9 protein-coding genes are annotated in these 13,449 nt (G+C 64.9%); all 9 read right to left on the bottom strand.

Going from position 1 to position 13,449, the window contains the following annotated elements:
- Positions 1 to 89 precede the first annotated feature (89 nt).
- The 9 genes from ACLFLU_RS28690 to ACLFLU_RS28650 all read right to left on the bottom strand — a co-directional run bounded on the left by ACLFLU_RS28690 (position 90) and on the right by ACLFLU_RS28650 (position 13,340).
- A complete protein-coding gene (locus ACLFLU_RS28690; protein WP_426408108.1) occupies positions 90 to 1,538 on the bottom strand; it encodes an aldehyde dehydrogenase family protein in 1,449 nt (482 codons plus the stop codon).
- Positions 1,539 to 1,561: 23 nt separating this feature from the next.
- Positions 1,562 to 2,920: a glucarate dehydratase gene (gudD, locus tag ACLFLU_RS28685; protein ID WP_426408107.1), complete on the bottom strand. Its 1,359-nt coding sequence runs from the start codon at positions 2,918 to 2,920 to the stop codon at positions 1,562 to 1,564.
- Positions 2,921 to 2,947: 27 nt separating this feature from the next.
- Positions 2,948 to 3,892 carry a 5-dehydro-4-deoxyglucarate dehydratase gene (gene kdgD, locus ACLFLU_RS28680; protein ID WP_426408106.1) on the bottom strand — a complete coding sequence of 315 codons (945 nt, stop codon included), beginning with the start codon at positions 3,890 to 3,892 and terminating at the stop codon, positions 2,948 to 2,950.
- A gap of 127 nt (positions 3,893 to 4,019) precedes the next feature.
- Entirely contained in the window at positions 4,020 to 4,925 is a 906-nt protein-coding gene (locus tag ACLFLU_RS28675; RefSeq protein WP_426408105.1) for a LysR substrate-binding domain-containing protein, read from the bottom strand.
- 127 nt (positions 4,926 to 5,052) lie between these two features.
- Positions 5,053 to 6,393, bottom strand: coding sequence for an MFS transporter (locus tag ACLFLU_RS28670; protein WP_426408104.1), 1,341 nt, complete (start codon positions 6,391 to 6,393; stop codon positions 5,053 to 5,055).
- Positions 6,394 to 6,648: 255 nt separating this feature from the next.
- A complete protein-coding gene (locus ACLFLU_RS28665) occupies positions 6,649 to 8,259 on the bottom strand; it encodes an alkaline phosphatase family protein (protein ID WP_426408103.1) in 1,611 nt (536 codons plus the stop codon).
- Between the two features lie 190 nt (positions 8,260 to 8,449).
- A complete protein-coding gene (locus tag ACLFLU_RS28660) occupies positions 8,450 to 9,643 on the bottom strand; it encodes a DUF1501 domain-containing protein (RefSeq protein ID WP_426408102.1) in 1,194 nt (397 codons plus the stop codon).
- 15 nt (positions 9,644 to 9,658) lie between these two features.
- Complete coding sequence (locus tag ACLFLU_RS28655) at positions 9,659 to 11,206, bottom strand: DUF1800 domain-containing protein (RefSeq protein WP_426408101.1); 1,548 nt, start codon at positions 11,204 to 11,206, stop codon at positions 9,659 to 9,661.
- Positions 11,207 to 11,387: 181 nt separating this feature from the next.
- Positions 11,388 to 13,340: a hypothetical protein gene (locus ACLFLU_RS28650; protein ID WP_426408100.1), complete on the bottom strand. Its 1,953-nt coding sequence runs from the start codon at positions 13,338 to 13,340 to the stop codon at positions 11,388 to 11,390.
- Positions 13,341 to 13,449 lie beyond the last annotated feature (109 nt).

Genomic DNA, 13,449 nt, shown 5'->3' with positions numbered 1-13,449 from the left:
TTAGCGCAGCGCAACCCACCACTGTCTGCATCCGTCGAACCAGAAGAGGTGGGTTACGCTGCGCTAACCCACCCTACGACATCAACCCATCAACCCGGATAGGTATAGGCGGTCTTCACCGTTGTGTAGAACTCGCGCGCATAGGAGCCCTGCTCGCGGGCGCCGTAGCTCGAGCCCTTCCGGCCGCCGAACGGCACGTGATAGTCGACGCCGGCGGTCGGCAGATTGACCATCACCATGCCGGACTCGCTGTTGCGCTTGTAGTGCGAGGCGTATTTCAGGCTGGTGGTGCAGATGCCCGAAGCGAGACCGAACTCGGTGTCGTTGGAGATCGCCAGCGCCTCGTCGTAGTTCTTGGCGCGGATGACAGCGGCGACCGGGCCAAAAATCTCCTCACGGGCGATGCGCATGTTGTTGTTGGCCTCGGTGAACAGCGCCGGCTGGAGGTAGTGGCCGGGCGTCTCGCGCTTGAGCAGCTCGCCGCCGAAGGCGAGCTTGGCGCCCTCGTCCTGGCCGATCTTGATGTAACGGAGGTCCTGGTCGAGTTGGCTTTGATCGACCACCGGGCCGATATGGACGCCGGCCTTGAGCGCGTCGTCCACCGACAGGCCGTTCAGGCGCTCGGCGACCGCGGCGACGAAGCGGTCATGGATGCCTTCGGTGACGATCAGGCGCGAGGACGCCGTGCAGCGCTGGCCGGTCGAGAAATAGGCGCCGTTGACGGCGACCTCGACGGCGATCTTGAGGTCCGCGTCGTCGAGCACGACCAGCGGATTCTTGCCGCCCATCTCGAGCTGGAACTTCTTCATCGGGTTCGAGAGCACGCAGGCCTGCGCGATCTTGCGGCCGGTCTGCACCGAGCCGGTGAAGGAGATCGCCGCCACGTCGGGGTGGTCGAGCAGGGTCTGGCCGACCACGGAGCCGGAGCCGACCACGAGGTTGAACACGCCGGCCGGAATGCCGGAGCGGGTGATGATCTCGGACAGCGCGTGCGCCGAGCCGGGCACCAGCTCGGCCGGCTTGAACACCACCGTGTTGCCGTAGCAGAGCGCCGGCGCGATCTTCCAGGCCGGGATCGCGATCGGGAAATTCCAGGGCGTGATCATGCCGACGACGCCCACCGGCTCGCGGGTCAGCTCGACGTCGAGGCCGGGGCGGACGGAGGCGCCTTTCTCGCCGATCAGGCGCAGCGCCTCGCCGGCGAAGAACGCGAAGATCTGGCCGGCACGGGCGACCTCGCCGATGCCCTCGGGAAGCGTCTTGCCCTCCTCACGGGCGAGCAGGCGGCCGAGCTCTTCCTTGCGGGCGAGGATTTCGAGAGAAATCTTGTTCAGTGCATCGTAGCGCACCTGCGGCGTCGACTGCGCCCAGGCGGGGAAGGCGGCTTTCGCGGCCGCGATCGCTTTCTCGGTCTGCGCCTTGTCGGCCTTGGCGTATTCGCCGACCAGATCGTTGGTGTTGGAGGGATTGATGTTCTTGGTGACGCCGGAGCCGTCGACCCATTCACCGCCGATGAAGTTCTTCAGGATCGCAGTCATCTCGTTCCTCCAGGGAAAGTTTTCTAACGCACGAGGCAAGGACGCTTGTCGTCGAAGGTCCAGCCGGGGATCAGGTCCTGCATGGCAGTAGCGTCATCACGGGCGCCGAGTCCATGCTGCTTGTAGAGTTCATGCGCAGCTTCGATGGCCGCGCGGTCGATCTCGATGCCGAGGCCCGGACGATCCGGGACCGCGATCTTGCCGCCCTTGATCCGGAGCGGTTCCTTGGTGAGCGCCTGGCCATCCTGCCAGATCCAGTGGGTGTCGATCGCGGTGACCTTGCCGGGGGCCGCGGCGCCGACATGGGTGAACATCGCGAGCGAAATGTCAAAATGGTTGTTGGAGTGCGAGCCCCAGGTCAGGCCGTTGTCACGGCAGGTCTGGGCGACGCGTACCGAGCCTTGCATGGTCCAGAAATGGGGGTCGGCCAGCGGGATGTCCACCGCACCCAGGCGCAGCGCGTGGCTCAGCTGGCGCCAGTCGGTCGCGATCATATTGGTTGCGGTCGGCAAGCCGGTGGCGCGGCGGAACTCGGCCATGATCTCGCGGCCGGAGAAGCCGGCCTCGGCGCCGCAAGGGTCCTCGGCATAGGCGAGGATGCCGTGCATGTTCTTGCAGAGGCTGATGGCTTCGTCGAGCGACCAGGCGCCGTTCGGGTCCAGCGTGACGCGCGCATTGGGAAAGCGCTTTGCGATCGCCGTGACGGCCTCGATCTCCTGCTCGCCGCGGAGCACGCCGCCCTTGAGCTTGAAGTCGGCGAAGCCGTAATGGTCCTGCGTCGCCTCCGCCAGCCGCACCACCGTCTCAGGCGTCATCGCCTCCTGATGACGCAGGTTGAACCAGTCGGGCTTGCCGGTTTCGCCCTTGACGTAGTCGAGCTTGCTCTTGCGCCGGTCCCCGACGAAGAAGAGGTAGCCGAGCGTCTCGACACTGTTGCGCTGCTGGCCTTCGCCGAGCAGCGCCGCGACGGGAAGATTGAGGTGCTGGCCGAGCAGGTCGAGGAGGGCGGATTCGATCGCGGTAACCGCGTGGATCATCACGCGAAGGTCAAACGTCTGCTTGCCGCGGCCACCGGCGTCGCGGTCGGCGAAGGTCGTGCGAATGTCTGCGAGGATGTTGTTCATCGCGCCGACAGTCTTGCCGATCACGAGATCGCGGGCGTCCTGGAGCGTCTGCCAGATCTTTTGCCCGCCCGGCACCTCGCCGACGCCGGTGTGACCGGCATTGTCGGTGAGGATGACGATGTTGCGGGTGAAGAACGGCGCATGCGCGCCGCTCAAATTGAGGAGCATGCTGTCGCGGCCCGCGACCGGGATCACCTGCATCGTTGTGACGACCGGTGCGCCGGCGACTGACGCGCCGGAGATATCAGTCTGGGCCATCGCGCGCTCCTCCCTGTTGTCTTGCTTTTATTCTGCCGCCTGTTGTGTCGATCCTGCGGCGGGCAAACTCTTCACCAGCGCGGCCAGTTCGGCAATCTCCTGCTCGGTGAGATCGGTCAGCGGCGTGCGGACCGGGCCGGAATCGCGGCCGATCACCTTCATGCCGGCCTTGATGATCGAGACCGCATAGCCCTTCTTGCGGTTGCGGATCGCGATCAGCGGCAGGATGAAATCCTTCAGGCCGGCGTGGATGGTCGCATGGTCGCGCTTGCGCACTGCCGCGTAGAAATTGGTGGCGAATTCCGGCACGAAGTTGAACACAGCCGACGAGTAGGTCGTCACGCCCATGTCGAGATAGGGCAGCGCAAACGTCTCGGCGGTCGGCAGGCCGCCGACATAGGTCAGACGGTCGCCGAGCTTGGTGTAGACGCGGGTCATCAATTCGATGTCGCCGATACCGTCCTTGTAGCCGACGAGGTTCGGGCAGCGCTCGGCGAGGCGGGCGACTGTGTCGGGCTGCAGGATGGCGTTGTCGCGGTTATAGACGATGACGCCGATCTTCACGGCGGCGCAGACGGCCTCGACGTGGGCGGCAAGGCCTTCCTGCTCGGAATGGGTGAGGTAGGGCGGCAGCAGCAGCAGGCCGTCAGCGCCGGCCTTCTCGGCGCCGATCGCGATCTCGCGGGCGATGGCGGTGCCATAGCCGGTGCCGGCGAGCACGGGCACGCGGCCCTTGGTCTCCTCGACGGCGACCTTGACCACTTGCGGGACTTCGGTCGGGGTCAGCGAGAAGAACTCGCCGGTGCCGCCGGCGGCGAACAGACCGGCGACATCATAGCCGCACAGCCAATCCATGTTGGTGCGGTAGGTCGCCTCGTCGAAGGAATAGTCAGCCTTGAACGGCGTGACGGGGAAGGACAGGAGGCCGGATCCGATCTTCTGGGCCATTTCCTGCGGAGTCATCTTGCTCATGGGCGCTGCTCCCTGTTTCTCGTGTTGTGGAGGACGCAACAAGGCCGCGCGTCCATGCGCCGTTGTTTAGGCAACCGTTCGATGCGCGTCCAAGCCAAAGCCTATATCGACCGATGCGGATTGAGCATCAATCTTCCACCACTTCCGCCGAGGACAATTCGCTGGCGATTTTGACCAGCGCGGACAGCAGCGGGTTCTCGTCGTCGCGGCGCCAGACCATGAACAGCTCGACCGGAACGCGGTTGCGCAGCTTCAGGGGGCGCAGCCGAACGTCGGAAATCTTCAGGCCGGCGGCCGCGGCCGGCACGATGGCGAGGCCAAGGCCCGCGCGCACCATCGCGAGGATCGAGTGGATCTGGCTGAGGTGCTGGACATAGCGCGGCAGGATATCGGCGCGGCTGAACTGCGCCACCAGCAGGTCGTGGAAGTAGCGGCTCTCATAGGGCGAGTACATCACGAAGGGCTGGCCGTCGAAATCCTTGATGGTGATGCTGTCGGCATTCGCCAGCGGATGCTTCTTCGGGATCGCGGCGAGCAGCGGCTCGGCGACAACCCTGCGGCTCGCAAGCTCCGGCCGCGCGATCGGCGGCCGCAACAGGCCGGCATCGATCTGGCCCGAGGTCAGCGCCTCGAATTGGTCGCCGGAGACCATCTCCTTCAGCGAGAAATCGACCTCCGGCAGCTTGGCGCGGCAGGCCGCGACCAGCTCGGGGAGGAACCCGTACGCGGCGGCGGCTGTGAAGCCGATTTTGACCGAGCCGGTCTTGCCGAGCGCGATGCGGCGCGCGACTTGCGACGCGCTTTCCGCAAGCTTCAGGATGCGCCGCGCCTCGGGCAGGAAGCTGCGCCCGGCCGGCGTCAGGCGCACCGAGCGGCTGGTGCGCTCCAGCAGCGGCGCGTCGATGATGTGCTCCAGCACCTGGATCTGCCGGGACAGGGGCGGCTGGGTCATGTTGAGCCGCGCCGCGGCGCGGCCGAAGTGCAGTTCTTCGGCCACCGTAACGAAACAGCGGAGCTGGTTGAGGTCGAACATCGATACATGCCTTAGATGAATAAGGCGTTTCCCTGGCACTTCTAGCATCGATCATCCCCAAAACAAAGACGGCGGCTTTTGAGGGCCGCCGTTGAGTTGCCTGTCCCACTCCGATCACTCGGAGCGCTCAGGAGGAACGTTTGAGCACCACCCGCTCGATCTTGCCAACCACCACGAGGTAGGCGACCGCGGCCACCAGCGCGTTGATGCCGACGAACACCAGGGCACCGTTGAAGGAGCCGGTCGCGGCCACGATGTAGCCGATCACGATCGGCGTGGTGATCGAGGAGAGGTTGCCGAAGGAATTGAACAGGCCGCCGGAGACGCCGCCGGCTTCCCTGGGCGAGGTGTCGGAGACGACCGCCCAGCCGAGTGCGCCGATACCCTTGCCGAAGAAAGCGAGCGCCATGAAGCCGACCACCAGCGCCTGGCCGTCGACATAGTTGCAGGCGATGATCGACATCGACAGCAGCATGCCGCCGACGATCGGGATCTTGCGCGCCATGGTCAGCGAACCGGTCTTGCGCAGGATGGCGTCGGAGATGACGCCGCCGAGCACGCCGCCGATGAAGCCGCACAGCGCGGGCAGCGTTGCGACGAAGCCGGCTTGCAGGATCGACAGGCCGCGCTCCTTGACGAGGTACACCGGGAACCAGGTCAGGAAGAAATAGGTCAGCGTGTTGATGCAATACTGGCCGAGATAGACGCCGAGCATCATGCGGTTGGAGAGCAGCTGGCGGATATGATCCCATTTCGGACCGGAGTCCGGCGCACGCTCGTCTTTGGGCGCGTCGAGATCGACCAGCGCGCCGCCTTCCCTGATGTAGTCGAACTCGGCCTCGTTGATCGAAGGATGCTCCTTCGGTCCGTAGACGGTCTTGATCCAGGCGAGGCCCATGATTACGCCGAGGCCGCCCATCACGAAGAACACGTAGCGCCAGCCGTAATCATGGGCGATCCAGCCCATCAGCGGCGCGAAGATCACGGTGGCGAAATACTGTCCGGAATTGAAGAAGGCCGACGCGGTGCCGCGCTCATTGCCGGGAAACCAGGCGGCGACGATGCGGGCGTTGGCGGGGAAGGACGGCGCCTCCGCGACGCCGACGAGGAGGCGAAGCGCGAACAGCACAATGATCGCAGTGCCGGCGCTGAAGAAGCCGACCCAGCCCTGCATCATGGTGAACAGCGACCAGACGATGATGCTGAAGGCATAGACGAGGCGCGAGCCGTAGCGGTCGAGCAGCCAGCCGCCCGGCACCTGAGCGGCGACGTAGGACCAGCCGAACGCCGAGAAGATCCAGCCCATGGCGACGGGATCGAGATGGAGTTCCTTGGAGAGCGCGGCGCCCGCGATCGAGAGCGTGGCGCGGTCGGCGTAATTGACGGTCGTGACCAGGAACAGCATGGTCACGATGAACAGCCTGACGCGAGACCTCCTCACGTCCGTTGCGGACACGACTGCGCTCATCAGGCGCCTCCTTAGAACTCGAAATGTTTCCTCACGACGACTCCTAGAGGCGCACGCGGGAAAGTGTCCAAGTTCAAGGGAGTATCGATTGATGCCGTATTTGAATTGATGGAACGGCAGGTCGCGGGAACGTATTGTGACGGCCATCGGAAAAAGGCATCGCCCGCCCCAGCGCGCAATTGCGCACAAGGCGGGCGATGACAGCGAGGGTGTGATGTGGAGAGGACTGTCGTCCTCTCGCGTTGCTGTGAAGGATCAGTCCTTCAGCCGGACGGCCGGCAGCAGGCGGGTGTGATCCTCGCCGCGCACCGCGTCGAGCTCGTCCGGCTCCAGGCCGAGCGCCTTCAGGATGGTCGGCGCGACCTGCCGGTTCGTAACGCGCTCGCCAACGACCGTTGGAGCGAGTTTCGGATTGGAGACGACGAGCAGGACGTGTGTATCGTCCTCGGCGAAGCCGCCATGTTCGGCAATCTTGGCCTTGCTCTTGCTGTAGATCGTACCGGCGATCGGCTGGATGATGATATCGGGCGTACGACCTTCCGCCGGATCGCCGAACCGATCGACCAGCTCCTCACCGGCATAGACCTTCTCGATATGAGCCTTGTTGCTGCCCTTGCGGTCGGCCTCGAGGATCGCGACGGCCTTCGCGGCATCACCCTGGTTCTTGAGCCAGATCAGGGCGACGTCATCGGCGGTCTCCTGGGCCAGCGCAACGCCGCCATTCGTGAGCAAGTCAGCCGGGTCGGTCACGTCGGCGCGTGCGCCGCCGCCCAGCTTCGGGTTGGTGCTGCCGACCAGCATGTGAAGCTTGTTGACGTCGATCGGCGACTGGCCGTGCTTGGCGCCGACGATGACCAGCGTGTCGCGGGCGAGGTGCTGGTCCGCGAGCGCATCCAGCATCTGGCCGAGCGAGGCGTCGACGAAGTCGAGCGAGGCCTGAAGTTGCGGGCTCGGCGTTGCAGCTGCGTCCAGATATCCGTCGGCGGTCACTTTCTGGCCGACGCTGACCGCCTGGAAGTTCATGCCGAATATCGCGGGAACGCCGACCTTGGTTGTGCCGGTGTGATCAAAGCCCTTGATCCAGTTGAGCACGGCGGTGACCTTGAGCTGATCATAGGTGCGTGTGAAGCTCGGATCGGTGGTCCAGTCCGCGCCGGGCTGCCCGGGCACCGAGGTCGAGTTGATCTCGGGCGCATAGAGCTCATCGAGGCCCTTGCCGGATGGGCCGCTGATGATCTCGTAGGCGGGGTGCTTATCGGACCATGCGGTGCGCTTACCGGCTGCGTGGATCACTTCCATGATGGTGTTGAGCTTCAGGAATTGATGCGGATAGACCAGCTCGCATTTGCCGTTCTTTAGGCGCATCGGCAGGTTTGCAGGGCTGATATGATTGGAACCGGCCGGGCCGCCGCCGTCGAGCTTGGTCAGGTCGTAGTCGAGGTTCTCGGCAAACAGCGTCTCGGTTCCGGGCGTGCCCTGGCAGTTGCTACCGGGTGCGAACAGTGTGCGATCGTAGGAATCGTCATAGAAAACACCATGGGTTTTCGGGGTTCCGCCGGTCATGAACGCCATGAGGCCAGGAAAGGAGTCCGAGGGCCGCGAAGTGTGCGCATCGGCGAAGTGCACGCCATGCGCGAGCAGCCGGGCGAAGCTCGACGACGGGTGCGAACTGACGTAGCGCTGCAGGTCGACCTCATGCATGCCGTCGACGCTGATCAGCAGGACCTGCTTGACGGCGTCCTTGTCCTTGTCCTTGTCCTTGTCTTTGTCGTCGGCGCGCGCGAACGATGGGGCTAGGAGCGAGAGACTCAGGGTCGAGGCAAAAGCGATAGCGACGGCCGCATAGGGCCGTTTTTCGATCGTCATTGTTGGACTCCCCAGTGATATCGGATGTTGTTTTGACGTGCAGGCACGCGACACCGCGCAGCGGAGAGCTTGCGCTCCCGCCGCGTGCGTCAATTTGTAGCGTTGGGAAAACTAGGTAGCGGCGATGAACGCTGGATGACGCCGCGATTACGCTGCGCGCGAAAATTTTTGTGTGCGTGGCGTCGTCAGTTCAAACAAGCGCCAGGTTTGTCGGATGCACGCCGGTAAAGATGCGCTGGATGCTCTCGTTGCCGAGTCCGAAGACGTGGCCGAACAGATCGGCAAACAGTGCGCGATAATCGGTCAGCACGGGATAGTCGCGGTTCTGGAACAGATGCGGCTGCTCGACCTTGACCTGCTCGCCGAGGATGCGGCCGCCATTGATGCCGCCGCCGAGCACCCAATAGACGCTGCCATGACCGTGATCGGTGCCGCGGTCGCCGTTCTCGCGGAAGGTACGGCCAAATTCGGAGATCACGACCACCACCGTATCGCGCCACGCGGCCGGCCCGACTTCCTCCGAGAAGCCGACAAGCGCGCGCCCGAGTTCGCCAAGCCGGTCGGCGAGGTAGCCGTTGGCGGCACCCTGGTTGACATGGGTGTCCCAGCCGCCGACGTCGACGAAGCCGAGGTTGAACTGCTCGCGCATCAACCGGCCGATGCGCCGTGCCGACAATTCGAAGCCGCGCGGCGAGACCGCGCCGCGATTGGCGGCATTCATCTCCTCGGAGACCGAGCGGTAGACGTCGTCGCGCACGCGAAAGCCCTCCGACACCGAGGATGCCAGGTTGGATTGGGCGTACATCTTCTTGATCAGATCGGCCTGACGGTCGTCGACGCCGGGTTTGGCGACGTTGTTGATGCTGGTGTTCGGCACCTGCGATTTGCCGCGGAAGATCAGCGGCAGCTGGTCGGTGAACGCGATCGGCTTGACGCGCGTCAGCTCGGTGGCGAGCCGGCTCATGAAGCCCGAACGATAGTCGCGCGAGCCGCCGGCGGACTGGCCGAGCTCGATCGTGTCCTGGGTCTCGAAATGGCTGCGGGTCAGGTCGTCGCTGGTGCCGGCGAAGGGGATGAAGGCGATCTCGCGTTTGGCCCAGAGCGGATAGATGCTGTCGCGCAGGGCCGGATGCAGTCCCCAATCGGCGTCGAGCGCCAGCGCGGCATTGGGATTGCCGATGTCGGGCTTGGCGATGGCGAGCGTCGGTCGTGATGCACGATAGAATTCGCTCGAGACAGGCACGACGACATTCGCCGCGTCATAGGCGCCGCGCAAGAACACCACGAGCATGCGGGCATCGGTTGCCGGCGCGGCCCAGACGCGGCCTGCCACCGTGAGCGGAGCGAGTGCGGCAAAGGTCTTGATCAGCTCGCGACGGTTCATGGCGATCTCCGTAGCTCAGTGCATGAATTCCGGTGAGGACAGGAACAGCGTGTTCCAGTCCTGCGGTGAAACCGCCCGGTCGAGCGAAGCCAGCGTCGCCGGGCCGAGCGTCTTGCGAAGGCCGTTGAAGTAGAGCGCGTTCTGGAGCAGCGGGAACGCGGGCTGCTCGACCGGGTTCGGTCCGTCGGGTTTGAACAGGCCGGACGAGCCCGATCCGATCTGGCGCGCGATCTCGAAGCGAACCATCATTTGCCCCGGGCCGTTCCACGACGCCGAGGTCAGCGCATAGCCGTCCGGCGTGTCGTGGTTGAACAGGCCCTCGCCGAGGCGATTGATCCAGCCCTGGATCGGCGCCGTGTTCAGGATCACCCGGTCGTCATAGGCGAGACGGACCGCCGACAGCACGTATTGCACGGGATCCTTGAAGCGCGTGCCGGGTTTTAGCGCGGCTTCGAATTCGGGCGAATGAATCATCGTGGCGAGGACCGCTGCAATGTCGCCGTCGGTGGTTCTGAAGGTCTGCGCCATCCGCTGCACCAGCGCTTCGGGAGGATTATCCGAGACGAAGTAGGTCGCGATCTTGCGCGACACATGGCTAGCGGTCGCCGGATGGTGGACCAGGATGTCGATGGCCTCGTCGACTTCAGCGAGCCCGCGGCCCTTGATGACATGACCGAGGAAGGTCTTGTCGCTGTAATCGTGACGGGACGGGTTGAACTCGAAGGCGCCTTCGCGCACGAGCTGGGACTGCAATTCCGGCTTGAGCTTCGGGTCTTCCGGCTTGGTGTCGATACCGACCCCGGTCAGGATTTTCGCGAGCGCCTCGACGTCGGCCTGGGTGTAACCGGAGCCGACACCCATGGTGTGCAGCTCCATGATCTCGCGGGCGTAGTTCTCGTTCAGGTGGCCGGCCGCGTTGTCGGCATTGTCGAGATAGCGCAGCATCGCGGGATGACGAACGGTCGCTGCGAGCAGGTCGTGAAACTTGCCGAGCGAATTGGGACGAATGGCGTGATCGATGTAGTCGCCGACCAGCACGCGCAGATTTGCTTTGTACTGGTGGACGTTGAAATGATTGAACCAGAACCAGACCATGCGCTCGCGCAGCTGGTCGGGCGCGTAGAGCGCGCGCAGGATGGTGCGCGCCGCGGCCTGCTTGGCGCGATCGTTCATCGCCTGCTGAAAGACCTGCTGAGCGGCTTTCTTCTGCTCGGGGTCGACGACCTGATTGGCGCTCTTGGATTGCTGCTCGAAGGCGACAGCAATGTCGAACGGGAAGCTGTGGACGTCGGGCATCGCGTCGATCTGCGCCTTTGCGGCGTCGGGCAAAACCGGATTGCCGGCCGGATGCAGCTGCTCCTGCAGCCAGCGTTCGGCACCAAGCCCGTGCATGTGCGCGGCACTCGCGGTGCTCGCGCCAAAGGTCAGCCGATCGAGCAGAGCGAGATCATGCGGATTGAGATCGTCGGCGCGGGCCGTGTTCGGGTGTAGGCCTGCAGCGAGCGCCACGAGCGCCGCAACGCTCGACCAGTAAAGCCGACGATATCCGCTTCTGCTATCCACGATCGGTCCCGACGGGTTCGGACTGCATGAGGACACCCACATCCCATGACTCGTCCGTCATCATGCGCCGGTCGGCTGAACCTGCCCTGAATGGAATGGATTGAATTGACGGCAGCGCGATCAAATTCCAGCGAGCGGCAACAATGCGCCGTTCCGGTTCCCGCGCCGTCTGCAATCCCTTCTATTGCTGCGCGCCCGGCAGGAGCGGAGCCAGCAGTCCGCGGGTGACGCCCGGCGGCACGGCGTCCAGGCCGAGCACCGCGCTCGCGGCGGGTAGCGTGGCATCGGCCATTGCCGCGTGGCCTTCGGCGCTCGGATGCACGGCGCCGCCATAGACGGCCGAGAGCACACCCCAGGTCGCGTCGTGGATGTCGGTCGGCTGACTCGCCGACGGCAATCCTTGCGGATAGGTCATCGCCGCAAAATAGCTGTCATTGGCATCGCGGATCCAGCGCGCGCGGGGCAGGTAGGCGCGATATTCCGAGGCGCCGCGGCCGCACAGCATCGGCTGGCTCGCCGCGCTGACGATATCCGGATTGAAGCTCTGGCCGTTCTCGGCGAAGCAAGTGCGATCGAATTCGGGATCATTGCCGGAATGAGCGCAAAAACCGTGATCGGCGAACGCAGCCTGATGCGTGTCGACGAAGGTCATGCGGTCCGCCTCGGGATCGCGACACAACGCGCCGCGCGTGCAGGTGGCGAGCCCCTTCAGTTGTGGCAGGAACTCAGTGTCGACGAAGGTCGAGACGCGGGCAAGACGTTGCGGATCGGCATTGAAGGCGGGATGAATGTCGAAGCCGCCGCGGCCGCCGCGACAGGGCACGCCGCCATCGGCCAGCGCCGGATTGGCGTAGGAGACGTAGACCACGTGCGAGAGATCGCCGCCGAGCAGCGGCTTCAGCTCCTCGCGCAGCTTGACGAAATTCTGCGGCAGCTCGCGCTGGAGCGCATCGCGGGAATCATCGACGCTCGCCATCACGCCGGAGCGGCGAAACAGTGCACGCTCGGTCGCGGTGTCGACGATGACGTCGGCGACGAGGCCGGAGAAGTAGACGTCGTTGGCGCCGATCGAGAGCAGCACGAGGTCGAGATTGCGCTCAGGCTGACGTTTCTTGGCCTCGGTGAGTGCCTCGCGCAACTCCGCGACCTGGGCATTCACGCTGGTGTTGCAGACGCCGCTCTTGCCGGGCGGGCATTCGCGGGCGCGCTGCGAGCCGAGCAGCCCGTCGCTGATGCTGGCGCCGGTGCAGGCGAGCGGCAGATAGGTGACGGCGATATGGGTGTAGCGCACCGCGAGCGCGAGCGCGGTGCGGGCCTGGTAGCTGTAGAGCGAGCGATGGCAGGGCGAGTTGAGCCAGAGCGCGCTGTAGCGCTGCCAGTTGGCAAGCGTATCCGGCGCCTCGCAGGCGCGACCGCCCTTGAAGCCGGCGCGGCTCGGCCGGTAATACTGTCCGCCGGCGGTGCCGAGATAGGAGCGGAAGCAAAAGCCCTCGTCCGACAGCGCCAGCGGCCGGTCCGGATTGCCTTCGCCGGAGGCGATGCTGTCGCCGAGGCCTGCGATGAAGATGTCGCGGACCTGGATCTCGGTCTGAACGCGCTGGCTCGGATCGGAGCCGGACGCGACATCGACGCTCGCGACGGTCTGCTTGCCGTAGCGGACCCGCAGATTGACCGGCTCGGCGCAGTCGAAGGTCGAGGTCTGCGGTCCGTCGCCGTCGTCGAACGACCACGCGCAGGTGGCGCCGACCGGCACTGCGCCGGTCAGGCGCACGGTGACGGGGTGGTCGATCGGGGTGATGTAGTTCTCTTTGACGTTGTCGCGGGTGCAGGGCTGGTTGATCCGGCCCTGGAGATCGATGCAGAGCCGGTTGACCATGTTGCGGGCCCAGCCGCGGCCCTCGCTCTGCAGCTCCAGCGACTGCTCGGCGGCGAGGATGCTGCGGTTACGCGCATTCTCGACATGCAGCAGGAAGTCGCGCTCCTCGCGGAACAGGCGGAAGCGGTTGCGGACCTCCCAGGTGATCTGCATGGCGCCGGCATCCTGCGCAACTGCGCGCTGAAGCGGCAAAACGGTAAGGAGCCCGGCCAGCAGCAGGGCGCCCGAGAGCAAACGGCGAAGGAAAACAGCGATCATGGCCCGCGTCTTCAACGGCAAAGTTGAGGCGGAAATAAGAGAGCATGGCCCTCCGCCTCGCAACCTTTGTCTGCCGCTCTTGCGGGCTGCCGGCGTGACCGCTGGCTTG

Origin of the sequence: Bradyrhizobium ganzhouense (genome assembly GCF_049949285.1) — a bacterium.
GTDB lineage: Bacteria > Pseudomonadota > Alphaproteobacteria > Rhizobiales > Xanthobacteraceae > Bradyrhizobium > Bradyrhizobium ganzhouense.
Note: the sequence above shows the minus strand (reverse complement) of the source record. Positions and strands in the feature narration are given on the sequence as shown.